Annotated in this window: 20 protein-coding genes; 13 read left to right on the top strand and 7 right to left on the bottom strand. The window is 61.1% G+C overall.

Annotated features, from left to right (window positions below; all coding sequences use genetic code 11):
• Window positions 1-20: 20 nt before the first annotated feature.
• A complete protein-coding gene (locus K0F88_RS02405; protein WP_219093791.1) occupies window positions 21-1,967 on the bottom strand; it encodes a methyl-accepting chemotaxis protein in 1,947 nt (648 codons plus the stop codon).
• A 52-nt stretch (window positions 1,968-2,019) separates the two neighbouring features.
• Entirely contained in the window at window positions 2,020-3,690 is a 1,671-nt protein-coding gene (gene gcbA, locus K0F88_RS02410; RefSeq protein ID WP_219093793.1) for a diguanylate cyclase GcbA, read from the bottom strand.
• 288 nt (window positions 3,691-3,978) lie between these two features.
• Here gcbA and K0F88_RS02415 point away from each other — a divergent pair, with 288 nt between their 5' ends.
• The 7 genes from K0F88_RS02415 (at window position 3,979) to K0F88_RS02445 (ending at window position 11,537) form a co-directional block, all read left to right on the top strand.
• A complete protein-coding gene (locus K0F88_RS02415) occupies window positions 3,979-5,046 on the top strand; it encodes a DUF2333 family protein (RefSeq protein WP_219093796.1) in 1,068 nt (355 codons plus the stop codon).
• 3 nt (window positions 5,047-5,049) lie between these two features.
• Window positions 5,050-5,607, top strand: a complete 558-nt coding sequence (locus tag K0F88_RS02420; protein ID WP_094469312.1) for an NUDIX hydrolase — start codon at window positions 5,050-5,052, stop codon at window positions 5,605-5,607.
• Between the two features lie 178 nt (window positions 5,608-5,785).
• The gene (locus K0F88_RS02425; protein ID WP_219093798.1) at window positions 5,786-6,157 is read left to right on the top strand and encodes a translation initiation factor Sui1; all 372 of its coding nucleotides are present in this window, start codon (window positions 5,786-5,788) and stop codon (window positions 6,155-6,157) included.
• Between the two features lie 223 nt (window positions 6,158-6,380).
• Complete coding sequence (gene speA / locus K0F88_RS02430) at window positions 6,381-8,294, top strand: arginine decarboxylase (protein ID WP_219093800.1); 1,914 nt, start codon at window positions 6,381-6,383, stop codon at window positions 8,292-8,294.
• A 232-nt stretch (window positions 8,295-8,526) separates the two neighbouring features.
• The gene (locus K0F88_RS02435; protein WP_094469309.1) at window positions 8,527-9,849 is read left to right on the top strand and encodes a type VI secretion system Vgr family protein; all 1,323 of its coding nucleotides are present in this window, start codon (window positions 8,527-8,529) and stop codon (window positions 9,847-9,849) included.
• Window positions 9,846-10,637 carry a DUF4123 domain-containing protein gene (locus K0F88_RS02440; protein WP_094469308.1) on the top strand — a complete coding sequence of 264 codons (792 nt, stop codon included), beginning with the start codon at window positions 9,846-9,848 and terminating at the stop codon, window positions 10,635-10,637. The genes K0F88_RS02435 and K0F88_RS02440 overlap by 4 nt, the downstream gene beginning before the upstream one ends.
• Window positions 10,638-10,661: 24 nt before the next feature.
• Window positions 10,662-11,537, top strand: a complete 876-nt coding sequence (locus tag K0F88_RS02445) for an alpha/beta hydrolase (protein ID WP_094469307.1) — start codon at window positions 10,662-10,664, stop codon at window positions 11,535-11,537.
• On the opposite strand, the gene K0F88_RS02450 is transcribed toward K0F88_RS02445, so the two are convergent.
• Both K0F88_RS02450 and K0F88_RS02455 read right to left on the bottom strand, forming a co-directional pair.
• Entirely contained in the window at window positions 11,531-12,880 is a 1,350-nt protein-coding gene (locus K0F88_RS02450; RefSeq protein WP_219093802.1) for an MATE family efflux transporter, read from the bottom strand. The two genes, K0F88_RS02445 and K0F88_RS02450, sit on opposite strands and share 7 nt — an antisense overlap.
• Before the next feature lie 160 nt (window positions 12,881-13,040).
• A complete protein-coding gene (locus tag K0F88_RS02455; protein ID WP_010463857.1) occupies window positions 13,041-13,334 on the bottom strand; it encodes a hypothetical protein in 294 nt (97 codons plus the stop codon).
• A 274-nt stretch (window positions 13,335-13,608) separates the two neighbouring features.
• On the opposite strand from K0F88_RS02455, the gene K0F88_RS02460 reads away from it, so the two are divergent.
• The 5 genes from K0F88_RS02460 (at window position 13,609) to K0F88_RS02480 (ending at window position 18,491) form a co-directional block, all read left to right on the top strand.
• Window positions 13,609-13,911, top strand: coding sequence for a MazG-like family protein (locus K0F88_RS02460; RefSeq protein ID WP_094469305.1), 303 nt, complete (start codon window positions 13,609-13,611; stop codon window positions 13,909-13,911).
• On the top strand, window positions 13,911-14,660 hold the full coding sequence (locus K0F88_RS02465) for a methyltransferase domain-containing protein (protein WP_172792125.1): 750 nt from the start codon (window positions 13,911-13,913) through the stop codon (window positions 14,658-14,660). Before K0F88_RS02460 ends, K0F88_RS02465 begins: the two co-directional genes overlap by 1 nt.
• A gap of 12 nt (window positions 14,661-14,672) precedes the next feature.
• Complete coding sequence (locus K0F88_RS02470) at window positions 14,673-15,290, top strand: DUF4136 domain-containing protein (protein ID WP_094469303.1); 618 nt, start codon at window positions 14,673-14,675, stop codon at window positions 15,288-15,290.
• Window positions 15,291-15,344: 54 nt separating this feature from the next.
• Window positions 15,345-15,902: a DUF4136 domain-containing protein gene (locus tag K0F88_RS02475; protein ID WP_219093804.1), complete on the top strand. Its 558-nt coding sequence runs from the start codon at window positions 15,345-15,347 to the stop codon at window positions 15,900-15,902.
• Window positions 15,903-16,091: 189 nt separating this feature from the next.
• A complete protein-coding gene (locus K0F88_RS02480; RefSeq protein ID WP_219093806.1) occupies window positions 16,092-18,491 on the top strand; it encodes an autotransporter outer membrane beta-barrel domain-containing protein in 2,400 nt (799 codons plus the stop codon).
• Window positions 18,492-18,639: 148 nt separating this feature from the next.
• On the opposite strand, the gene K0F88_RS02485 is transcribed toward K0F88_RS02480, so the two are convergent.
• Both K0F88_RS02485 and K0F88_RS02490 read right to left on the bottom strand, forming a co-directional pair.
• On the bottom strand, window positions 18,640-19,494 hold the full coding sequence (locus K0F88_RS02485) for a MaoC/PaaZ C-terminal domain-containing protein (RefSeq protein WP_094469336.1): 855 nt from the start codon (window positions 19,492-19,494) through the stop codon (window positions 18,640-18,642).
• A 2-nt stretch (window positions 19,495-19,496) separates the two neighbouring features.
• On the bottom strand, window positions 19,497-20,849 hold the full coding sequence (locus K0F88_RS02490) for a 3-oxoacyl-ACP reductase (protein WP_219093808.1): 1,353 nt from the start codon (window positions 20,847-20,849) through the stop codon (window positions 19,497-19,499).
• Between the two features lie 198 nt (window positions 20,850-21,047).
• Between K0F88_RS02490 and K0F88_RS02495 the strand changes: the two genes are divergently transcribed.
• Entirely contained in the window at window positions 21,048-22,325 is a 1,278-nt protein-coding gene (locus K0F88_RS02495; RefSeq protein WP_219093810.1) for an acetyl-CoA C-acetyltransferase, read from the top strand.
• Here the strand turns inward: K0F88_RS02495 and K0F88_RS02500 are convergent.
• Window positions 22,312-23,340, bottom strand: a complete 1,029-nt coding sequence (locus K0F88_RS02500; protein WP_094469335.1) for a bile acid:sodium symporter family protein — start codon at window positions 23,338-23,340, stop codon at window positions 22,312-22,314. The two genes, K0F88_RS02495 and K0F88_RS02500, sit on opposite strands and share 14 nt — an antisense overlap.
• Window positions 23,341-23,343 lie beyond the last annotated feature (3 nt).

The following is a 23,343-nucleotide window of genomic DNA, read 5'->3' on the forward strand; positions in this document are numbered from 1 at the left end:
GAGCGAGGCATGGCGGTGTGTCAGACCCGGAAAGCCTGAACGGCTGTATGCAGTCGCCCACCTAACACCAACAAGTTCTCCCCTTGCACGCGCCCCTCACCAATACGCAACAAGTTATCCCCACCCAATTGGTGAATCCGCTCGCTGTGATCGCGGATCTCACTGACGGCACCACTCTGCTGCGCAGTGACATCGGCAATGCGCACGGCAGTGTCGGAAATGGTCTGGATCGCCCCGACGATTTTATCCAGTGCACCGTCGGCCGCTTGCGCCTGATTGGCCGTGGCTTCGGCGTGTTCGACCTGCGCGCGCATGCCTTCCACCGATTGCCGCGCGGCGGTTTGCAGGCCGGCGATCAAGGTCTGGATCTCTGCCGTGGCCCCGGCGGTGCGTTGCGCCAGTGAGCGAACCTCCTCCGCCACCACCGCAAACCCGCGACCCATTTCCCCGGCGCGGGCGGCTTCGATGGCGGCGTTCAGGGCCAGCAGGTTGGTCTGGTCGGCAATCGAGCGGATCACCGTCAGCACGCCGCCGATGGTTGCCGATTCTTCAGCCAGGTGCTCGATCATCTGCGCATTGCCTTGCACTTCACCCACCAACGCATGCAGGCCGGTGAGGCTCAGGCCGATGACTTTCTGCCCGTGCTCGACCGCCAGTCCGGCGTGACGACTGGCGTCGGCGGCCTGGCTGGCATCGCCGGCGACTTGTTGAATCGTTGCTTCCAGTTCACCCAGAGAATCGCGGATCAGCGCGGTGTCGCCCGCCTGGTGTTCGGCGCCGCTGTGCAAGTCGTTGCTTAATTCGGCCAGGGTGCGGCTACTGCCGGCGACCTGTTCGGCATTGAGACGAATAGTCCCGACCAGGTCCACCAGATACGCACGCAAGCGATTGAGCGAGGCTTCAATGTCGTGCAGTTCGCGATTGGTCTTGCCCAGTTGAATGTCCTGGCTGAAGTCGCCTTCGGCCCAGGTCGACAGGGCCGGGGCGAGGTTGGTCAGTGTCCGGGCCAGTTTTCGTTGCAAGGTGTCGATCAACAAGGCGATCAGCAGAATCAGGCCGATCATCACGCCTTGCATCAAGCGCACTTCGCCCTGAATCTGCCCATGTTGGGCGCGGACCACCGGCTCCAGGCCGGCAATGGCCTGCTGCACGTCGGCGATTTTCAGGTGCGTCGCGGTGCTGAGGTCGGTGCGTTTCTGGATCTGCTCGCGAGTGCGCGCCAGTTCAGCGGGGTAACGCGTCAGCAGGCTGTTGAGTTCCCGTTTGAGGCCGACGCCGGCATCTTCGGCGACGGTTTTTTCGGTGTTCTCCAACCCCATCATCGCCGCGAAATCATCGGTGCCGGATTCGCTGCTGGCGGCCACCCCGAGCAGCGGCAAGGCGCCGATCAGCTCAGCCTGCGCACGAATGCTGGCGACTTCGCGCTCGACATCGGCGGCCAGTTCACTGCGACCGCTGCTGACCAGCTTATCCCGGGCCAGCGACAGCTTGCCCAAATGCTGGGACGCGGAGAGCAAGGGCGCGAGGTACGCCGGGTTGCCGTTGGCGTATTGGCTGAGTTGGTCGAGACTGGCGCCGAGTTCGCGTTCAGCTTGCAGCAGCAACGCTTGAGGATCACCGGCAAGTTTGCCGGCAGCCAGCAGGTCGGTCTTGCTGAATTCACTCAGGTTCGACAGGCTCGGGCGCAAGGTGTCGGCCAGGGCTGGGGGCAACTCACCGAGTTCCTTTTGCAGGCTGTCGATGGCCTGGCTGGCGCTGCTCAGGCGCAGGGCATCGCCGCTGGCGAGGTAATCCTCGACGTTGCGCGCCACTTCATTTTGAAATTGCTGGGACAAGCCGAGGTAGCGCTCCATCAGCAGATAGGGGCGCTCGAGGGCTTTTTGCGACCACCAGAGCGTCGCGCCAAGGGCTACGCACACGGCGACTAAAAGGAGGGTGTTGAGATTGGTCAGCAGCTTCAGGCGCATCGCGGGTCTACCAACGGCAGAATGGTAAGCGCCTGAAGTTATTGCGTTTCTGTTACAGGGTTATGACCGAATGGGTCCATTCCGATGAAAAAGTGGCACTTTGCTTTGACGTCCGCGCAGCCTGCACGCGGTTGCGTCCACCGTCCTTGGCGCGGTACAGCGCTTCGTCGGCCTGGCTGGCCATCATCAGGCTGTCGGAGTGTTCGCACAGCTCCACCACCCCGGCGCTGAACGTGCACCACAAATCCTGGGGCTGGGCCGGGTAGTGGATTTCGGCAAACCGCTGACGGATCTCATCGAGCACTTTGTGCGCCGATTCGAGATCGGTGTCCGGCATGACAATGGCGAATTCCTCGCCACCGTAGCGGCCGATGAAGTCGGTTTTGCGCAACCGCTGCTTGAGAAACAGCGCCAGACTCTTGATGACCCGATCACCCATGGGATGGCCGTGGCTGTCGTTGACCCGTTTGAAGTGGTCGATGTCGAGCATCGCAAAACTCAACGGCTTGCTCTCGCGGCGGGCGCGGAAGCTGCAGTCTTCGAGCAATTGCAGGATGTGGGTGTGGTTGTACAAACCGGTCAGGCTGTCGCGGACCATCCGCGCTTTCAGATTGCGTGCCCGCGCTGCGCGGTTGCGCACGGTGGTAATCAGGTGCCGCGGCTTGATCGGCTTGGTCAGGAAGTCGTCGCCGCCTTCACTCATGGCGTCGAGTTGCTTGTCCAGATCGTCTTCGGCCGACAAGTAAATGATCGGTACGCTGACGTAGCGGTCGTTGTGCCGGATCACCTTGGCCAGCTCCGTGCCGGTGCAGGTCGGCATGTACATGTCGAGGATGATCAGGTCCGGCTGAAAGTCCGCCAGTTCGGCCATGGCCTGAATCGGGTCGATCAAGGTGCGCGTGACGATCCCGGCGCTGTTCAACAGGCGCTCGGTGTGCAAGGCCTGGGCGCGGGAGTCGTCGATGATCAGCACTTTATAAGGTTCGTACTGGGCGACACAGGTCAGGACTTCGATCTTCTCCAGCAGGCTCGAGGCTTCGAGGGTGCCGGTGAGAAATTCCTGGCCACCGGCGCGCACGGCGGCGAGGCGGGTCGGGGTGTCGGTTTCGAGCAAGCTGAAGAACAGCAGCGGTAAAGGCTCGTCCAGTCCGACCTGGGCTTCGGCGGCCAGTTTCAGGCCGATGCCGGTCCCACTGAAGTCCACGTCCATGACGATCGCTGCGGGCAAGCGCTCGATCATCGAGGAGCGAAACGCCGCAACGCTGTCCAGGGATTGGGCGCTGAGCCCGAAAAATTCCAGTTGCTTGGCCAGGCGCTCGGCGCGGTCGTGATCCTGCAACATCACGTAGATCGGCTTGCGCAACGGCGGCAGGAAGGTTTGTTCGAGCTGGTCGCCGTGGCGCAGGCCGGTACGCGACAGGCGCTGCATCAAGCGATTGAGGTCGGTGATCAGGCCGCTGCTCAGGCGTCCGCGATTGGCGTCGACAGCCTCCAGCGACTGGCCGATGTGGCGCGCCAGTTGCGTGTGTTCCGGCTGCTCGAAACGTTCGGCAAACCGCAGCAGGCGCAGGTTGGCCTCGCTCAGTTCCGATAAATCGGTGGTGGACCACTCGCTGCGTTGCAGGCGCTGCCATATCTCAAGAATCTGACGTGCCTGATGAATTACCCGCTGGGCAAAGTGGTGCTTGAGGCGCTCACGGCTGGGGTCTTCTGGCTCGGTCATATCCTGACTACTAGTTAGGGTGCATGCTGAGATCGACTGGTGGCTCTATGCTAGCACCTCTTTTCAATCCCATGAGCGTCGTGTGTCAATAATCTGCAAAGCGGCCTCATTCAGTTTCTGACTGGTTGGTCGCATAGGCTCGCCGCTGCGCTTCATTTATAGTGGCCCCTGATCGCGGTCATTGTAAGTCCCGCTGTTTCCCGCCGGATTTAATGCGCGGCAAACGAGGCACGATGGCGTAGGGTTGTGGTCGAACCGATGAACTCAAGTGATTGAAAGGATATCGCCATGCTGGACTGGAAGAATCGCGCGGGCAGCGCGCCTGAACGTGCCGCTGAACCGAAATCGGCCACCCGCAGTTACGTCGGCGGCCTGTTGTTCAGCCGGGCGCTGGCCACGCTGATTGGCCTTTACCTGCTGGTGGCGATCGGGCTGGGCTGGTATTGGAGCCAAGAGCCTGCGCTGTTCCCGGTTCAACAGAATGCGCAAGTGGCGGCCGAGAAAGAAGGCAAGCAGATGGTCATCGGGTACACCACGGTGGAAACCCTCAAGACTGTCGCCGGTACGTTGCTGAGCAAGCCGGGTGGCTATATTTCCAACGACCGTTTCCCGCCGGGCCTGTGGATGGACAACACGCCGAGCTGGGAATACGGCGTGCTGGTCCAGGTCCGCGACCTGAGTCGAGCACTGCGTAAAGACTTCGCGCGTTCTCAGTCGCAGTCCACCGAAGACGCCGACCTGGCCAAGGCCGAGCCGCGTTTCAACTTCGACAACAAGAGCTGGGTGCTGCCCTCCAGTGAGTCCGAGTACCAGGAAGGCATCAATTCCCTGAGTCGTTACCAGGCGCGACTGTCCGACCCAAGTCAGAAAAGTGCGCTGTTCTATGCTCGCGCCGACAACCTGAATAACTGGCTGGGCGATGTCGGTACCCGTTTGGGTTCGCTGTCGCAACGGCTGTCGGCCAGCGTGGGCCGGGTCAAGCTCAACACTGCTCTGAAAACCGAAGTCCTGGCCCCGGGTCAGGTGCCGCAGGTCGATGAAGAAATCGTCGAAACCCCGTGGATGCAGATCGACAACGTGTTCTACGAAGCCCGCGGCCAGGCCTGGGCGCTGTCGCACTTGCTGCGCTCCATCGAAGTCGACTTCGCCGATGTGCTGGCCAAGAAGAACGCCACGGTCAGCGTGCGTCAGATCATTCGTGAGCTGGAAGCTTCGCAAGAGCCGGTCTGGAGCCCGATGATCCTCAATGGCAGCGGCTTCGGTGTGCTGGCCAACCACTCGCTGGTCATGGCCAATTACATCTCCCGGGCCAACGCCGCAGTGATCGATCTGCGTCAATTGCTCAATCAGGGCTGAGTCATGGTCGATACCGCCAAAGAGGCCGCCCATCGCGCGGCCTCGGATGCCGAACACATCGCCTGGGTCGACGAGCAGGACAACCTGCTTGGCGCCCTGGTCCGTTCCGACCTGCGCGAACGCGGGCTGATCGGGCGCGGCACCTACATCATGCTGTTCAATTCGGCCGGTGAACTGTGCGTTCACCGTCGAACCCTGAGCAAAGCCATTTACCCCGGCTACTGGGATGTGGCGGCGGGCGGCATGGTGCTCGCCACCGAAACGTATGCCGAATCGGCTGCACGTGAACTGGAAGAAGAGCTGGGTGTGAGCGGTGTGGAACTGAGCGCCCACGATCACTTCTTCTTCGAGGACACCGGCAACCGTCTCTGGTGTTCGGCGTTTTCGGCGGTGTGGGACGGCCCCTTGATCCTGCAACCGGAAGAGGTGCTGGAAGCGCGCTTCCTCCCCATCGATCAGGTCCTGCTGGAAATCCAGCAAAAGCCTTATTGCCCGGACTCGCTGGCCGCGTTGAAGCGCTATCTGCGCGCCCGTGGCGAGGACGTCGCAAAAGAGCTGTAAATTGGCGCCGATTGGCTCTTAGCAAGTCGGCTTTTTGCCGTTACACTGCGCGACCTTTTCAAACTGAACCAGCGTTACCTGGCTCAGTAGCGCTGCCCCTGCCTGAGTGGGGCTTCGCGGTCGATGGCAGCTTCCCGAGTTGCCGCGACCAGTCTTTGTCCTCCCAAGAGGATTGCCGGTGGCCAAAAAAGCCGCATCCTTCGCCGCCCTTGGTGGCCTGGTATTTTCCACCGACGCAGGTCGTCATTGCCCGGATTGCAGTCAACCGGTGGACGCCTGTATCTGCAAACAGACCGTTATCCCTGCCGGCGACGGCATCGCTCGCGTACGTCGCGAAAGCAAGGGGCGTGGCGGCAAGACGGTGACCACCATCACCGGCGTGCCGTTGGCGGAAGAAGCGCTCAAGGACCTGGCCACCACGTTGAAGAAACGCTGTGGCACCGGGGGAGCGTTGAAAGACGCAATCATCGAAATCCAGGGCGATCATGTCGAGCTACTCTTGGCTGAACTGATCAAGCTGGGTTTCAAAGCGAAGAAATCCGGCGGCTAGCAGCCTCTGTGAAAACCACCCTCGGCTTGATCCAGTCCCGACTCAACTCTGGCCTGGCGTCGTCTACATGGTTTTCACAGAGCCTGTTCTGACCGGTTTCTAAACTCAGTGCTGAATGTGAGGTCTATGGCCCTTGCATGCAGGCTAATCGTCATTTTCATTCTTTAGACTGCGCCGGCCTGAACCCAGGCGACGCTCTATGACTTCTTTATAGGGGACTTCAATGTCCGTAAGACGCACACGCAAAGACGATGGCAGCCAATGGACAGTTGCGGACAGCCGCAGTGTTTACGGGATTCGCCATTGGGGGGCCGGGTATTTCGCGATCAATGACGCCGGTCGCGTCGAAGTTCGTCCGAACGGTCCGACCAGTTCGCCTATCGACCTCTTCGAGCAAGTCGACCAGCTGCGCAAAAGCGGCCTGTCCTTGCCGTTGCTGGTACGTTTTCCTGACATCCTCCAAGACCGCGTGCGTCAGCTGACCGGCGCCTTCGATGCCAACATCGAGCGCCTGGAATACCAGAGCAAATACACCGCTCTGTACCCGATCAAGGTGAACCAGCAGGAAGCGGTAATCGAAAACATCATTGCCACCCAAGACGTGTCCATTGGTCTTGAAGCCGGCTCCAAGCCTGAGTTGCTGGCCGTATTGGCCCTGGCACCGAAGGGCGGCACCATCGTTTGCAACGGTTACAAGGACCGCGAGTTCATCCGACTGGCGCTGATGGGCCAGAAGCTGGGCCACAACGTGTTCATCGTGATCGAGAAAGAATCCGAAGTTGAGCTGGTGATCGAAGAAGCCGCCTCGCTGAAGGTCAAGCCTCAGGTCGGCCTGCGCGTGCGCCTGTCGTCCCTCGCTTCGTCGAAGTGGGCCGACACCGGCGGCGAGAAATCCAAGTTCGGTCTGTCGGCGGCGCAGTTGCTGTCGGTGGTCGAGCGCTTCCGCGCGGCCGGCCTGGATCAGGGCATTCGCCTGCTGCACTTCCACATGGGCTCGCAGATCGCCAACCTGGCGGACTACCAGCACGGCTTCAAGGAAGCGATTCGGTACTACGGCGAACTGCGCAACCTCGGCTTGCCGGTTGACCACATCGACGTCGGTGGCGGTCTGGGCGTCGACTACGACGGTACGCACTCGCGCAATGCCAGCTCCATCAACTACGACATGGACGATTACGCCGGTGTGGTTGTCGGGATGCTCAAGGAATTCTGCGACGCGCAGAGCCTGCCGCACCCGAACATCTTCTCCGAAAGCGGCCGTTCCCTGACCGCTCACCACGCCATGCTGGTGGTGCAAGTGACCGACGTCGAGAAGCACAACGACGACGTGCCGAAGATCGATAACAAGGAAGAGCTGCCGGAAACCGTACAGTGGTTGGTTGACCTGTTGGGCCCGACCGACATCGAGATGGTCACCGAAACCTACTGGCGCGCCACGCACTACATGAGCGACATCGCGACCCAGTACGCCGATGGCAAGCTGACCCTGGCCGAGAAAGCCCTGGCCGAGCAATGCTACTTCGCCGTTTGCCGTCGCCTGCACAACTCATTGAAGGCGCGTCAGCGTTCACATCGCCAAGTGCTCGACGAACTCAACGACAAGCTGGCCGACAAGTACATCTGCAACTTCTCGGTGTTCCAGAGCCTGCCGGACACCTGGGCCATCGGCCAGGTCCTGCCGATTCTGCCGTTGCACCGCCTCGACGAAGAGCCGCTGCGCCGCGCCGTGCTACAGGATCTGACCTGCGACTCCGACGGCAAGATCAAGCAATACGTCGACGAGCAGAGCATCGAAACCAGCTTGCCGGTTCACGGTTTGAACGAAGGCGAGGACTACCTGCTGGGCATCTTCCTGGTCGGTGCCTACCAGGAAATTCTCGGCGACATGCACAACCTGTTTGGTGACACCGACTCGGTGAACATCTACCAGAACGCCGACGGTAGCGTGTACCACGCGGGTATCGAAACCCACGACACCATCGAAGACATGCTGCGTTACGTGCACTTGTCGCCAGAAGAACTGATGACCCACTACCGCGACAAGTGCGCGAGTGCGCGCATCACTGCCGCCGAGCGCACCCAGTTCCTCGACGCGCTGCGCCTGGGCCTGACCCGTTCGTCTTACCTGTCTTCTTGAGGTAAGGCACAGGTCTCATCAGGTTGTCGGAAAATGTTCCGCGTGCTGCGGAAATTTCAGATGACCTGGTGGGACACTTCCCTGATTTCAAGCGAAATGACTCACATCCTCGCTATCCAAGCGATGTGGTCCTCTTTTCACGTAGGTCATTTCCTAAGTTGTACTTCGGCTCTCTACTCGGCCAACTCTCTCGGAGAGAATCCCCGGCCGCCCCTCCTGTAGAGAATCGCCGATGTTCGATCCAGTCAACGAGCCGTCATTTCGTCTGGATGTAGAGGGTCTGCCCGGCCCCGTTGAGGTCTTGGCCTTTACCGGCAGTGAAGCGATCAGCGAACCCTTCGTGTTTGACGTGGACCTGCTGATCGATGACCCGACACTGGACCTGGCAAGCCTGCTGTACCGTCCGGCCTTTTTGCATTTCGGGCCGCCGGGGACCGGTTTTCACGGGCAGTTGCATGAGCTCGTCCAGGCGGGTCATGGTGCTGCGCCCAGGCTTTGCCGTGTGCGCCTGAAGCCGAAACTGGCCTGCCTGGCCCAGCGTTTCAGCCAGCGCATCTTCAGCAACCTTTCCGTGCCCGAGATCCTCACCCAGGTGCTCAAGGAGCATGGCATTACCGGTAAGGATCGGCGCTTTGACTTGAGCGGCGATTACCCGCCGCGTGATTTCTGTACGCAGTACCGGGAATCGGATCTGCAGTTCCTCCAGCGCCTGTGTGCCCAGGAACGGCTTCATTATCACTTTGAGCATCGTCGGCGCGGGCACTGTCTGGTCTTTGGTGACGGGCCTGGCCCCTTTCAGCGGGAAGCCGAGATGGTCTTTGAGCCCGACACCGAACAGCCTGGCGTGCGGCAGTTCAAGGTTCAATGCAACATGCAGACTGGCGAAGGTCAGACGAACCTGGCCACGTTGCGCAGCGGCCAGCGGGTTCTACTGTCCGGCCATCCGTGTACGGACTGGAACCGTCTCTGGCTACTGATCCATGTCGAGCATCAGGGCGGGCAGACGCCGGGGGGTGCTTATGGCAACCAGATCCGCGCTGTTGCCGGGGCGTTACCGCTCGCGGCGCCTCATTCGATCATGATCCCCCGGATGCACAGCCTGCAGCGGGCGTGGGTGGTCGATGTCGATGAGCCGCAACCCGATTCATCAAGGCCGGTTGCCGTGCAATTTGACTGGGTCTATCAGGGCGAAGGCGCTGCGCCCAGCCACTGCTGGCTGCCATTGGCGCCGGAATTGGGCGGTGCGCATGCCATGCCGTTGAGAGAAGGCGCGCAGGTGCTGGTGAGCTTTATCGAAGGGGATCCGGATCAACCGTTAATCACCGGGTTTCTTCCCGGCCCTTCTTTCCACCAAGCGTCAGGCTTGCCCGAACTTCCAGCCACCGCGACAACAGATGCCGACACTGCTGGCGACGGATTACTGCGTTTGTTGCAATCGAGCGAACCGATCGTGCTGCTGTGTCTGTTGCCTGGCGGGGGTAGTTTCAGCCATTGCGCGCAAGCCTTTTGCACCTGCCGGGCCGCGACAAGGCTTGGCCAGAGCGGTGCGGCATGATCGTCGCCCAGGCGCCCGACTCAGTCGCGCAATGGTTGTTGCTCGACGTACCGGGGACGCCCCGGGCTGGCGCGAGGCTGATCCATCAGTTTGCGCAGGCCCGGCGGTTCTGGCTGTTCGATAACACCGAGTTGCAGCCGTTACGCGAGCACGGGCCGGTGTTGGTCGACCTCAAGGGCTGCCCGGCGCTGGCCGAACTGTGCCTGCGCGAACCGCACCTCTGGAGCGGTTTGTTACTGGTCAGTGAGGCTTCGCCGTCGCAGTTGCTCGAGCATTTGCGTCGCATGCTGACCGTCACCTTTGGCCTGCATCACCGTGCGTTGTTGAGTTACTACAACCCCCACACCGCCAGTTACTTTTTTGATGCCTGCGATGCCCTGGAACTGAGTCGCTGGATGGGGCCGATCACTCAGTTGCGCTGGTTCGGCGGAACCTGGGCCGACCGGGCTATCGGCAGTCAGGGGTGGCAGCAGCTGTTCAATCCGGGGCTTGCCGTCAGCCCGTTGGCCATCGAAGAAAACCTGTCGCCGCGTCAGCGCGACACCTTGCAAACCTGCTTGCTTGAACAGCACGTCTGGCATTGGAGCCGGTCCACCGGGACCGACTACAACAATCTGTGGGCCCTCGTGCAGGAAGGGCTGGCGCTGGGTTTCAGCGAACGCCCGGTGCTCGATGGCTGGTTATGGCTACGCTTGCAGTACCCAAGGGCTACGCCCGTGCAGCCATTGCCGGGAGCAACCCAGCAGGAGCGTCTCGATAGCCTGCGCAACCTGTGGCAGAACGATTAACCCTGAACACGAGGTTCGACATTGATGGCGAGTAAAATCCGCTGGCTGTTCGGTCTGGTCATGGGCGTTTTTTTGCTGGCCATGATGACGGCGTGTTCACCGTTGAAAATGCTCAATGCCCTGACCCCCGACAGCACGTTCGACAAGACCGAGGGGATTGCCTATGGCGATGATCCGCGGCAGAAACTCGATGTGTATGTGCCTCGTCATTCTGTAGAGAGCGCCCCGGTGGTGGTGTTTTTCTACGGCGGCAGCTGGAACAGCGGTTCACGCAGTGATTACGGTTTTGTCGGCGAGGCTCTGGCGTCGCGAGGGGTTGTTGCGGTGCTGGCGGACTATCGGCTGTATCCACAGGTGCGCTATCCATTGTTCCTCGAGGATGGCGCCAAAGCCGTGGCCTGGACTCACGAACACATTCGGCAATTTTCCGGTAACCCGCAGCGGCTGTACCTGATGGGTCACAGCTCCGGGGCTTATAACGTCGCCATGCTGGCGCTGGACCCCGGTTTGCTGAGAGCGGTGGGGATGTCGCCGCACGATCTGAGCGGCTGGATCGGTCTGGCCGGGCCTTATGATTTTCTGCCTATCCAGAATCCGGATGTGCGGCCGGTATTCTTCTGGCCTGATTCACCGCCCCAGTCGCAGCCCATCAACCACGTCAGTCGAGGCGCACCGCCCGCCTTGTTGATGGCTTCGCGCGACGATGAGGTGGTCAACCCGACGCGCAACACCGGTGGCCTGGCGCGCAAATTACGCCAGGCCGGAGTGCCGGTTCAGGACTTCTATTTTGCCCGCACCGGCCACGCCACGCTGGTGGCGACGTTGTCTCGGCCCATGCGGGGTTTGGCGCCGGTGCTGGATGCGGTCACCGCCTTCATCAGAGCCACGCCGACTCAGTGAGCTTTGCCCGCAAACCAGCCGTCGTTCTTGCGCAAGTACCAGGCGAAAGCGCCGAGGGTCAGGCTACGCAACGCCATGAACAACAGGAACGTTATCCACAGCCCATGGTTGCCCAAACCTTGCAGTGCCCAGGCGAACGGCAGCAGCAGAACGACCGTCAACAGCATGCCGTTGCGCATTTCCCGGGCACGCGTGGCGCCGATGAACAGCCCGTCGAGCAGGTAACTCCAGACGGCAATCAGCGGCAGCACGGCGAGGTAGGGCAGGTAGATGAACGCGGTGTCGCGCACGCTCTGAATGTCGGTCTGCATCTCGATGAACAAATGCCCGGCGAAGGCGAACAGCACGGCAAAGCCCAGACTCGCCAGCAGCGACCAGCCGCAGGCAACCACCAATGAGCGACGCAGCGCCTCTCGATCGCGAGCACCAATGGCGTGCCCGCACAGGGCTTCCACGGCATGGGCCAAGCCATCCAGCGCGTGGGCGGTCAGCAGCAAGCCGTTGAGCAGCAGTGCGTTGGCCGCGACGGTGGCATCACCGAGTCGCGCGCCCTGTACGGTGATCAGGAAAAACACCGATTGCAGCGCCAGGCTGCGGATGAAAATGTCGCGGTTGACGGCCAGCAATGGCCGCCAGCTCTGCCACAGCGCCAGTGCGGCCCAGGCGATGTGGCCGGGATAGGCACGCAGGGCTTTGCGAGTCATCAGCAGGCCGATCAACGCACCGATCCATTCCGCGATCACCGACGCCCGGGCCGCACCGACCACGCCCCAGTCCAATCCGAGTACGAACCACAGGTTCAGCGCGATGTTCACCAGGTTGGTGCTCAGCAGAATCGCCAGTGGCGCCCGGGCGTTCTGGGTGCCCAGGAACCAGCCGACCAGCGCATAACTGGCCAGCGCCGCCGGCAGGCCGAATAGCCGTGTGTGGAAAAACTCGCGGGTGAGTTGGTCAAGCTCGGCGGAGGGTTGCATGAAGTGCAGCGCGACGCCGCTCAACGGGACGCCCAATGCGCCCAGGACAATCGCCAGCCCCATCGCCAGCAACAAGCCCTGCAACAGAATCTGCCGCAACGCCGCGCCATCCCCGCGCCCGGCGGCCTGGGCGGCGAAACCGGTGGTGCCCATGCGCAGAAAACCCATGCCCCAGGCCAGAAAGGTATACAGGCTGGCCCCGACCGCGACGGCGCCCAACTGATGGGCGTGGGGCAGGTGGCCGATGACGGTACTGTCGACCAGTGCCACCAGCGGAACGGAAATGTTCGAAAGAATCATCGGCGCGGCCAGCGCCCAGACCCGACGATGGGTAGGGCGGTCGCGCCAATCGGCAATCAGGTTGGACATGCAGGCTCCTTGGGGAGCGGGCATTGTAGCGATACATTCGGAATCTGCAGCGATCCATTGTGGGAGCGAGCTTGCTCGCGATAGCGGTGCGTCAGTCAAGATAATGCCGGATGTGTCGACGCTATCGCGAGCAAGCTCGCTCCCACAGGGATGGGTGGTGTCAGTGGATGATCCAGCTCAGCAACCAAAGGCCCAACACCAACCAGATAATCCCCATGATGATCGACGCATTCATGAACGCCCGGATCGCCGACCACAGCAGCATCAACCCCAGGATCAGCGCAATGATGCTGATGATCGACGTATCCATCCCCAGCGCACGGGACAAGCCTTCGACAAAATTGCTGCCGGCATGGCTCAACAGGTTGAACAAGCCGCTGAGACCATCAACGATAAAGCGGATGACCGAACCGAGTGCCTGGCCGAGCCATTCGAAAAAACTTTCTACCTGCATGTCGTGAACGTCCTGATGTAAGTGGAGGCATGCTTGCCGGACTTGAGCCTTGGGCCATGGATTGCGCTGGCGAGTTCCCCACAAGCATAGAGGGTTGCATAGCCCCTGTGGGAGCGAGCCTGCTCGCGATGGCGATCTGTCAGGCAACATTGATGTTGAATTTGAGGCCGCTATCGTGAGCAGGTCGGATCGCCGCACCGTCGCTCCCATACAAAATCACCCACTTGCCATCCTCGGCCATCCCCCCGAAGCTATACGCCTTCAGGAGAGCCCGATGAACCTTGTTGAACTGACCGAACGCCTGCACGCCATCCGTGACCGCAACGACTGGCGGCAATTTCACAGCCCGAAAAACCTGGCCATGGCCGCGAGCGTGGAAATGTCCGAGCTGGTGGAGATTTTCCAGTGGCTGACCGAAGACCAGTCGCGCCAGTTGCCGGCGGACAAACTGGCCCACGCCGGGCAGGAAATTGGCGACATCGTGCTCTATCTACTGCTGTTGTGCAGCGAGTTGGGGCTGGACATGAATGACGTGGTGCGCAACAAACTCGCTGACAGCGAACGGAGGTTCAGCTGATGAGCGATCGTCATTTCGATCAACTGGCGACCCGGTTTGCCGAAAAAATCTACGGCGGCGCCAAAGGTGCGATCCGCCTGGCGGTGCTTCAGGCCGACCTGGCCGAAACCCTGCCGGACCGGCCGCTGCGCGTGTTGGATATCGGCGCGGGCCTGGGCCACATGTCGTTGTGGCTGGCCCAGCGTGGTCATGATGTCACGCTGGCCGAACCCGCCGAACCGATGCTCGAAGGCGCCCGCCAGCGTTTCGCCGACGCCGGGCAGAGCGCCACGTTCATTCAGGCTCCGTGGCAGGAATTGCTCGGTCAACTCACCGAGCCCTATGACCTGGTGCTGTGCCACGCCGTGCTGGAATGGCTGGCCGAACCCCACGCGATCCTGCCGGTGCTGCATCAGTTGACCAAACAGGACGGCTGGCTCTCCCTGGCCTTCTACAACCGCGACGCGCTGATCTACCGCAACTTGCTCAAAGGCCATTTCCGCAAGATGCGCAAGAACGACATGGCCGGCGAAAAACAGAGCCTGACCCCGCAGCAGCCCCTTGATCCACGTGAACTGGCGGCGCAACTTGAGGGCCTGTGGCAGGTCGAAACCCAGAGTGGGGTGCGGGTTTTCCACGACTACATGCCGGTGGAATTCCAGGCCCGCGCCGAACTCGTGGACTTGCTCGAAATGGAGCTGGCCCACCGTCGTCATCCAAGTTTTGCCGGGCTTGGACGCTATTTGCACTGGATCTGTCGGCCGGTCTGATCGGAGCGCAACATGAAAAGTTGTTCAGGGTTACTGGTGATCTGTCTCGGGTTGGCGGCCTGCCAGGGCAGCAACCCTTATGTGGCGACCTCCAACCCCTTGCCACCCGCACCGCCCCAGGCGGCCAACACCTTCGACCGCAGCGCCTACCCGGCACCGCCGCGTGACTATGGGCGCTATCGCAGTTGGGCCTGGCTCAACGGTCAACTGCCACCGGGCAGTGCCTGGGCGGACTCGGCCCAGGTCGCCGAAGCGGTCAGCAACGCCCTCGATCAGCGCGGCTTGCGCCCGTTGCACGATAACAACCGCCCGGCGGACCTGTTTGTCAGCGCCAATCTGCACCTGGAAACCCGTTTGCGCCAGGTTCGGGACGACTACGGTTATTACGGCGGTGGTTATGGCGGCTACAACCGTTACGGTAATGGTTACGGCATGTACAACACGGTGCCGATCGTGCGCACGTATCAGGAACAGGTCGTAGTGGTGAGAGTGGATCTGTTCGATGCGGGCACAAGCCAGCCGGTGTGGAGCGCCAGTGCAGAAACTGGCAATCGGGGCAGTCAGAGTGAGCGTGCCGACGCGATAAGGGAGGCTGTAGAAAAGGCCATGTCGGCGTATCCTCCCAGTTAGCTTCTGTCGTCTGGAAGCCTTCCACAGGTTCATGTCTTCAACCGGAGAACCATCATGATCCGCCGTTTCTCTTTACTGGCTATGGCCGCGCTGCTCAGTGCCTGCGCCGCCAATCAGGTCAATAATGACTTCGATGCCAGCCGCGACTTCGCCGCCTATCGCAGCTGGACCTGGAAAGAACCCGCCCTGCAATATCGCCCCGATGACCCTCGGATCAAGAGCGACCTGACGGAACAGCGCATCCGCCAATCGGTGGCCGATCAACTGGATCAGCGTGGCCTGCGCCCGGCCGCCGCCGGCAGCAAGGGTAATTTGAACGTCCAGACCTACCTGATCGTTGAAGAACGCCAGCAACAGGTGACCACCAACTATGGCGGCGGTTGGGGTAATCCCTGGAACGGCTACTGGGGCGGGCCGATGTACAACGAAACCCGCAACGTGACCTATAAAGTGGCGACCATCCAGATCGACCTGCTCGATGGCAAGGACGGCAAACTGGTGTGGCGTGGCAGCGATGAGCAAATGCTCAGCCGCACCACGAATCCGTCGGACCGCAGCACGGCGATACGCGAAACCGTGGGGCGAATCCTCGCCAACTATCCACCGCACTAACCACCGGGTCCTTGTGGGAATGAGTCTTGATAAATTGACGCCATCACTTTGACATTTCTATAGTGTCTAAATGATGGCTCGTGTACATTTGCCGCGCCCGAACGAGCAGCCTGCTGACGGGCCGGTAGGGATGCCTCATTGAAACTGTGAACCCTGCTGGAACATTTACGTTTCGGAAGGGATTCTCGATTGAACACCTCGCCACTGCGCCGCTCTTTGCTGGCGCTGTCTGTTTGTATTGCCACTGTTCACGCCCCTGGCGTTCATGCGGTTACGTTCACCTACGATCTGGGCAACGGCCCGCTGATCAGCAACAACCAATATTATGATTTCGTAAGCCTCATCGGCAGCGCGAACGTGGTGCAAACCTCGCCGTCGGCGCTGACCAGCGCTGCGCAGTTCACCAGGCCGATGGCCAATTACGATGTCACCAACAAAGCGTCGATCACCATCGATGGCGCCACCCACGGTGTCGGTATCGGCTTGAATTCGGGTGGGGTGACGTGGGCGAAAATCAACAACAACCTGTTCAATGAGGGAACGATCAAGATCAATGGTCTGGCCGATAGCGGCGAGTCGATTGGTGTTGCCGACCAGGGTGTCCAGCTTGGCGGTAATTTCCTTAACACTGGCGAAATTGCCATCACCGGCAACAACGCTACCGGCGTCTCGCTCATAGACTCGCGGTTTGGCAACGGGGTAATCAACAACGGCACAATCACGGTCAGCGGCACAAATGCCCACGGCATTTACCTGGAAAACACCACACAAGCGTTGTCGGTCTATAACAGCCGGATCATCAGGGCTACGGGTACGAATGCCGAAGCGCTCACCCTAAAAAATGCGATGTTCAGCTCGCCTGTCGGTGTAAAAAGCAGCAGCATTGTTAACTCAGGCACGATCTCGGGCGAAGGCATCGGCATTCATGTCAGCCATCAACCTGTCGGCATGGGCCCGCTGAGCATTTATCATTACGGCAGTCTGGAAGGGGGCAGGGCCGCCATTCAGGTCGACGATGGCCAGAGCTATCTTTACTGGACCGGTGGCGACGTCAAAGGCGATTTACTCGGCCTGTCCGGCGTATTGGTCAACGGTGAATCAAGTTTTGACGGTTCGACCATCAAGGCTGGCTACGTGACGATTCAAGAGGGCCAGCTGACGCTGGTGCAGCCTCACACGACGATCTTCGGCGACTTCGACATGGAAGAGGCCGATTCGATTCTTGCAATGTCTGTGGGCAACGATACTGACATCAATCGACCGATTCTGACCGTCACCGGCACCACCGATATCAGCCCCGGCGGACACCTGCAATTGCAGGCGCGCTCCACTGATTTCCGCACCGCAGCCGGTGGCAATCGCTACACGTTGATCCGCTCGGGCACACTGGTCGGGGGTGAAAACCTGGCAGTGGTGTCTTCATCCGCATTGCTCGACGTGAAGAGTTATGGCGCCGAAGGTAATGACGTGAAGGCGTTGGTCAGCACCAAAGCGGATGACGTGGTAGCGCAAAACACCCTTGACGCTGGCGGCACGCCTAACGCTGCAGTTGCAGTGGGACGTCTTTCGAATTCGTTGATGGCCAGGCTCGACGAACAAGACCCGGTCTTCCAGGCCTTCGCCAACGCCGGCACCGATGCCGAGCTGGCAACGCTTGCCGAAAAACTCAGCCCCGACGTGAGCCGTGGTGTTCTGCACGCCGCCACCAACAGCCAGACGCTGGTGTCGAGCGTGATCAATGATCGTTCGAGCCGCGCGCGCGCACTGAATTCATCCGCTGAAAAAGGCGTGTGGCTGCAAGCGCTGACGAGCAATGCCGACCAGAACACCCGCCGTGGAGTCGATGGCTACGACGCCGATAGCCAGGGTATCGCTGTGGGTGCCGACGGCCAGTTGAACGCCGACACCACCGTTGGCCTGGCGTACAGCTACCTCACGACCGATGTGAAATCCGACGCCGGCAGCAAAACCGACGTGACCGGACATGCGCTGACGCTGTACGGCAACTGGACTCACGACAACTGGTTTGTGGACTCATCGCTGATGTACGGCTGGAACGACAACGAGTCCAAGCGCTACATCGCCGGTACCCGCGCCAAGGGCAATTACGACAGCGACATCTTTGGCGTGAGTGCGTTGGCCGGTTATGGCTTTCGCCTCAATAACAGCCTTCTGCTGGAGCCGCAGATTGGCGCGCGTTATGCCAACGTAGGCCTGGATGCTTATCACGAGAAGGGCAGCTCGGCGTCGTTGAATGTTGGCAGTCAGCGTTACGAAGTCGGCGAAATGGGTGTGGGTGCGCGGCTGGCCGCTGCGTTCGATATCGGTCAGGGCCGTCTCGAACCTGAAGCCAAGGTCATGGCTTGGCACGACTTCATCGGTGACAAGACCGCCACCACCTCGGCGTTCGTGCTGGGTGGGGATTCGTTTACCACGCGCGGCACGACCCCGGTGCGTGACAGCTATGAAGTGGGTCTCGGTGCCAACTATCGCGTTGGCGCGTGGAGTGTGGGTGGTTCGTACAACTACGTGACCGGCAGCGACTTCAATGCGGATACGTTTACGGCGAAGGTGCGGTACGCGTTCTGATCCTCTTCGGTGGTGCCTGAGCCACCGCCATCGCGAGCAAGCTCGCTCCCACAGTAGATCTTCAGTGTTCACAACATTTGTGGACGACAAAGATCAATGTGGGAGCGACCTTGCTCGCGATAGCGATCTGACAGACACCAATGAGCAATCAGGCAATCGGCCGCCAATGCCCCACCATGTGCTCCAGATCCCCCGCACCCATTAACTGAAAGTCCCCACTGGACCCTGCCGCACTGGCCAGCAATATCACCTCGCTGGGCAACCGCACCGGTTTCCTGAACTGCACCGCAATCTCGACATTTGCCGTGGGCAGATGCTCACTCAACGCTGCCAATGTCCGGGCCTTGTTCCACAACCCATGAGCAATGGCCGTCGGAAAACCAAACAGCTTGGCGCTTGCCGCACTCAGGTGAATCGGGTTGTAGTCCCCGGACACTTTCGCGTACTGCCGGCCAATATCCGCCGGCGCATTCCAGCGAGCCACTTCCGTCATATCCAGGGTTGATGCCAACACGTCCTCGACCGGTTCGCCTTCCAGCTTGACCCCGCGGCAGAGCATCTGGCTTTCAGCCTCCCACAGCGGCCCCAACTGATCGTCCAGCGACGTCACCAGGTCGAACGTCGCCCCTTTGGCATGGGGTTGCAGGTTCTGCACCTGCACGCTGACCCGCACGCGGTTGACCCCGCCCATGGGGCGCAAGACGCGGATGCGATTGCTCAGATGAATCAGCCCCAGCAGCGGGAACGGAAAGTCCTTGGCCGTGAGCAATTGCATCTGCAAGGCAAACGCCAGGATGTGTGGATAGGTCGGCGGCAGTAGCCCGTTATCGGCAAAACCACAGACCTTGCGATACGCTGCCAGGCGTTTCGGATCGACTTCGACCCAGCAGCGCAAACCGGTATCGGGCAACGTGGTGCCCGTGATTTTGCGCCGCGTTGCCGCCTTTACGTACAGCCCCGTCAGGCTCGGTTCGCGGTTGAGGGTGTGCCAATCGGTGATCATTTTCATGCCCCCAGGACGCTTTGGCCGCAGACTCGCAACGCTTGCCCGGTGAACGCGCCGGTCCCCGGTTGAGCAAGCCACGCGACTGCTTCGGCAACGTCTTGTGGCAGGCCGCCCTGGCCCAATGAACTCATGCGTCGCCCGGCCTCACGGATGCCGAACGGCAGGTGCGCGGTCATCTGGGTTTCGATGAACCCCGGTGCCACCGCGTTGATGCTGATGCCGCGTTGATCGAGCAGCGGCGCCCAGGCCTGGGCCAGCCCGATCAGCCCGGCCTTGCTCGCCGCGTAGTTGGTTTGCCCGCGATTGCCGGCGATACCGCTGATGGACGCCAACAGAATCACTCGCCCGTTGTCATGCAAGGCGCCGCTGTCGAGCAGGGCCTTGGTCAGCACTTGCGGCGCGTTGAGGTTGACCGCGAGCACCGCGTCCCAGAATTCCGGGGTCATGTTGGCCAGGGTTTTGTCGCGGGTGATGCCGGCGTTGTGGACCACGATGTCGATGCCGTCGGGCAGCAGTTCGATCAACTGCGCGGCGGCGTCTTCGGCGCAAATGTCCAGGGTGATGCTGCGCCCGCGGAGACGCGCAGCGAGTGCATCGAGATCGGTTTTGGCCGGAGGCACGTCAAGCAGGATGACCTCGGCGCCGTCACGGGCCAGGGTTTCGGCGATGGAGGCGCCAATGCCACGCGCTGCACCCGTGACCAGCGCCTTGCGCCCGGCCAGCGGGCGAGTCCAGTCCGACACCTGCGTAGCGCAAGCCTTCAAGCGGACCACCTGACCTGACACAAACGCACTTTTGGGCGAGAGGAAAAACCGCAGCGGCCCTTCGAGTTGATCCTCGGCGCCTTCACCGACGTAGATCAGCTGCAAGGTGCCGCCGCTGCGCAGTTCCTTGGCCAGCGAGCGACTGAAACCTTCCACTGCACGCTGTGCGCTGGCGGCGAACGGGTCGGTCAACGTCTCTGGCGCACGCCCCAGGATCACCAGGTGCGCGCTGTGATCGAGGTTTTTAATCAGCGGCTGGAAGAACTCGCGCAGCTGTTTGAGCTGATCGGTCTGCACCAGGTCACTGGCGTCGAACACCACGGCTTTGAGCTTGGGGCCGTGGCCGGGAATCCACGCGGTGGCCAGGGAAGGCTCGGCGCCGTAGCTGTAGATCGCGTCGGTCAGGCGGTTGGCGAAGGCACTGACTTTTTCCGCCAGCGGGCCGCCGCCAATCAACAGCGCCCCCTCGACAGGCCGCAGCCGGCCTGCTTGCCACCGCTCCAGGCGTACCGGAGACGGCAGCCCCATGGCCCCGACCAGGCGATGGCCGATGGAGGAATTGGCGAAGTCGATATAACGGTCAGACATGGAACGCACTCCGGCAGCTGGGGTTCAAAGTGTGGACCACGAATGGCAATCAGTCGTTCGATCCACGAGATAAGGCCTACGCTTGAACTCAGCAGATTAGTTGGAACACCGGATTTGTGGGCAATGAGATCACTGTGGGAGCAAGCTCGCTCCCACAAGGTTCTGTGTTCATATTTGAGTATTTTCAAGGAGCTTTTCATGACCCAACTGCGCCGCGTCGCGATTATTGGCGGTAACCGTATCCCCTTCGCCCGCTCCAACGGGCCTTACGCCACCGCCAGTAATCAGGCGATGCTCACCGCAGCGCTCGAAGGCCTGATCGAACGCTACAACCTGCATGGCCTGCGGATCGGCGAAGTGGTGGCGGGGGCGGTCCTAAAACTGTCCCGAGACATGAACCTGACGCGCGAGTGCGTGCTCGGTTCACGGTTGTCCCCCGGCACCCCGGCCTATGACATTCAGCAGGCGTGCGGCACGGGTCTTGAAGCGGCGTTGCTGGTGGCGAACAAGATTGCCCTGGGACAGATCGATTGCGGCATTGCCGGTGGCGTCGATACCACCTCGGATGCGCCGATCAGCGTCAGTGAAGGTTTGCGCCGGGTGCTGCTGCAAGCCAATCGCGCCAAGACCACCGGCGACAAACTGAAATCCTTTCTGCAGCTGCGTCCCCGGGACTTGATCCCGGAATTCCCGCGCAACGGAGAGCCGCGTACCGGTTTGTCCATGGGCCAGCACTGCGAATTGATGGCCCAGACCTGGAACATCCCCCGCGAAGAACAGGATCAGCTGGCGCTGGAGAGTCATCAAAAACTCGCGGCCTCGTACACCGAAGGCTGGCACAACGATTTGATGACGCCGTTCCTCGGCCTGACCCGCGACAACAACCTGCGTCCGGACCTGACCCTGGAAAAACTCGCCTCGCTGAAACCGGCCTTCGAGAAAAGCGCCAAGGGCACGATGACGGCGGGCAACTCCACGCCGCTCACCGATGGCGCGTCGCTGGTGCTGCTGGGCAGTGAAGAATGGGCGAAGGAACGTGGCTTGCCGATCCTCGCCTATTTGCGTGACGGCGAAGCCGCGGCAGTGGATTTCGTCAACGGCGCCGAAGGGCTGCTGATGGCGCCGGTCTACGCAGTGCCCCGTTTGCTGGCGCGCAATGGCCTGACCTTGCAGGACTTCGATTACTACGAAATCCACGAAGCCTTCGCCGCGCAGGTGCTTTGCACATTGAAGGCCTGGGAAGATCCCGAGTATTGCAAAACCCGTCTCGGCCTCGATGCGCCGCTGGGCTCCATCGACCGCAGCCGCCTCAATGTCAAAGGCAGTTCACTGGCGGCCGGGCATCCGTTTGCCGCGACCGGCGGGCGCATCGTCGCCAACCTGGCGAAGTTGCTCGACGCGGCGGGCAAGGGTCGAGGCCTGATCTCGATCTGTGCCGCCGGCGGCCAAGGCGTGACGGCGATTATCGAGCGCTGATCAGTTCGGCGTTCTGCTGCGCGATGCGTTCACGGTTGCGGTTGGCGTAGTTCTCGGCCATCACCGAGCAGACGATCAACTGCAACGGGTGATAAATCATGATCGGCAGCAGAATCAAGCCCAGGCCCGGGTTGGCGCCGAAGATCAACGCCGCCATCGGCGCGCCGGCCGCCAGGGATTTTTTGCTGGCGCAGAACACCGCCGCGATCTCATCGGCCGGGCTGAACTTCAAGGCGCGGGCGGTGCGGGTGGTCATCCACAGGATGATCGCGAGCAGGATCGCACTGCCGATCAGCGCGCTGAGAATCACGCCGTTGCCCTGTTGTTGCCACATCCCCGAGACCATCGAGTTGCAGAACGCCGAGTACACCAGCAACAGAATCACCAGCTTGTCGACGATGCTGGTGTAGCGCTTGTGGCGGGCAAAGAACTTGCCGAACAGCGGCCGCAACAGTTGGCCGAGCACCAGCGGCAACAGCAACATGGCGCAGAGGTCGAGCAGGGTCGAGCCCAGATCGATGCCGCCGGCACCGCTGCCGACCACCAGGCTTACCAGCAACGGCGTCAGGAAAATCCCCAGCACGCTGGACAGGCTCGCGTTGAGAATCGCTGCCGGCACGTTGCCGCCCGCACTGCCGGTCAGGGCCACGGAAGACGAAATGGTCGACGGCAGGGCGCAGAGGTAGAAGAAGCCGAGCATCAGCAGCGACGGAACGTGCGAACCCAACAGCTTGTCACTCAGCCACCAGATCAGCGGGAACACCGCGAAGGTGAAACCCTGAACCATCACGTGCAGCTTCCAGTTCTTCAGGCCATGGCTGATCTGCTCGCTGGACAGGTTGACCCCGTGCAGGAAAAACACCAGGAACACGCCGATGTTGATCACATACTCGGCGTGCATCCCGCCGCCCGAGGCGCCGAAGACCGGGAAGAAATACGCCAGCAGCGTGGCAATCAGCATGCCGCACAAGAACCAGTCGGTGACCACGCGTTTGAGGTGTTTGAAGGCATGCATAAC

The sequence above is a fragment of the Pseudomonas sp. UMAB-40 genome (assembly GCF_900095275.1).
GTDB classification, from domain to species: Bacteria; Pseudomonadota; Gammaproteobacteria; order Pseudomonadales; family Pseudomonadaceae; genus Aquipseudomonas; species Aquipseudomonas mandelii_B.

Bases quoted from the DNA above. Each gene is read 5' to 3' on its own strand.
- K0F88_RS02495 (WP_219093810.1), top strand. From the start codon at position 21,048: ATGACCCAACTGCGCCGCGTCGCGATTATTGGCGGTAACCGTATCCCC.
- K0F88_RS02500 (WP_094469335.1), bottom strand. From the start codon at position 23,340: ATGCATGCCTTCAAACACCTCAAACGCGTGGTCACCGACTGGTTCTTG.
- K0F88_RS02465 (WP_172792125.1), top strand. From the start codon at position 13,911: ATGAGCGATCGTCATTTCGATCAACTGGCGACCCGGTTTGCCGAAAAA.
- K0F88_RS02455 (WP_010463857.1), bottom strand. From the start codon at position 13,334: ATGCAGGTAGAAAGTTTTTTCGAATGGCTCGGCCAGGCACTCGGTTCG.
- K0F88_RS02475 (WP_219093804.1), top strand. From the start codon at position 15,345: ATGATCCGCCGTTTCTCTTTACTGGCTATGGCCGCGCTGCTCAGTGCC.
- K0F88_RS02470 (WP_094469303.1), top strand. From the start codon at position 14,673: ATGAAAAGTTGTTCAGGGTTACTGGTGATCTGTCTCGGGTTGGCGGCC.
- K0F88_RS02490 (WP_219093808.1), bottom strand. From the start codon at position 20,849: ATGTCTGACCGTTATATCGACTTCGCCAATTCCTCCATCGGCCATCGC.
- K0F88_RS02405 (WP_219093791.1), bottom strand. From the start codon at position 1,967: ATGCGCCTGAAGCTGCTGACCAATCTCAACACCCTCCTTTTAGTCGCC.
- speA (WP_219093800.1), top strand. From the start codon at position 6,381: ATGTCCGTAAGACGCACACGCAAAGACGATGGCAGCCAATGGACAGTT.
- K0F88_RS02485 (WP_094469336.1), bottom strand. From the start codon at position 19,494: ATGATCACCGATTGGCACACCCTCAACCGCGAACCGAGCCTGACGGGG.
- gcbA (WP_219093793.1), bottom strand. From the start codon at position 3,690: ATGACCGAGCCAGAAGACCCCAGCCGTGAGCGCCTCAAGCACCACTTT.
- K0F88_RS02445 (WP_094469307.1), top strand. From the start codon at position 10,662: ATGGCGAGTAAAATCCGCTGGCTGTTCGGTCTGGTCATGGGCGTTTTT.
- K0F88_RS02460 (WP_094469305.1), top strand. From the start codon at position 13,609: ATGAACCTTGTTGAACTGACCGAACGCCTGCACGCCATCCGTGACCGC.
- K0F88_RS02440 (WP_094469308.1), top strand. From the start codon at position 9,846: ATGATCGTCGCCCAGGCGCCCGACTCAGTCGCGCAATGGTTGTTGCTC.
- K0F88_RS02435 (WP_094469309.1), top strand. From the start codon at position 8,527: ATGTTCGATCCAGTCAACGAGCCGTCATTTCGTCTGGATGTAGAGGGT.
- K0F88_RS02450 (WP_219093802.1), bottom strand. From the start codon at position 12,880: ATGTCCAACCTGATTGCCGATTGGCGCGACCGCCCTACCCATCGTCGG.
- K0F88_RS02415 (WP_219093796.1), top strand. From the start codon at position 3,979: ATGCTGGACTGGAAGAATCGCGCGGGCAGCGCGCCTGAACGTGCCGCT.
- K0F88_RS02420 (WP_094469312.1), top strand. From the start codon at position 5,050: ATGGTCGATACCGCCAAAGAGGCCGCCCATCGCGCGGCCTCGGATGCC.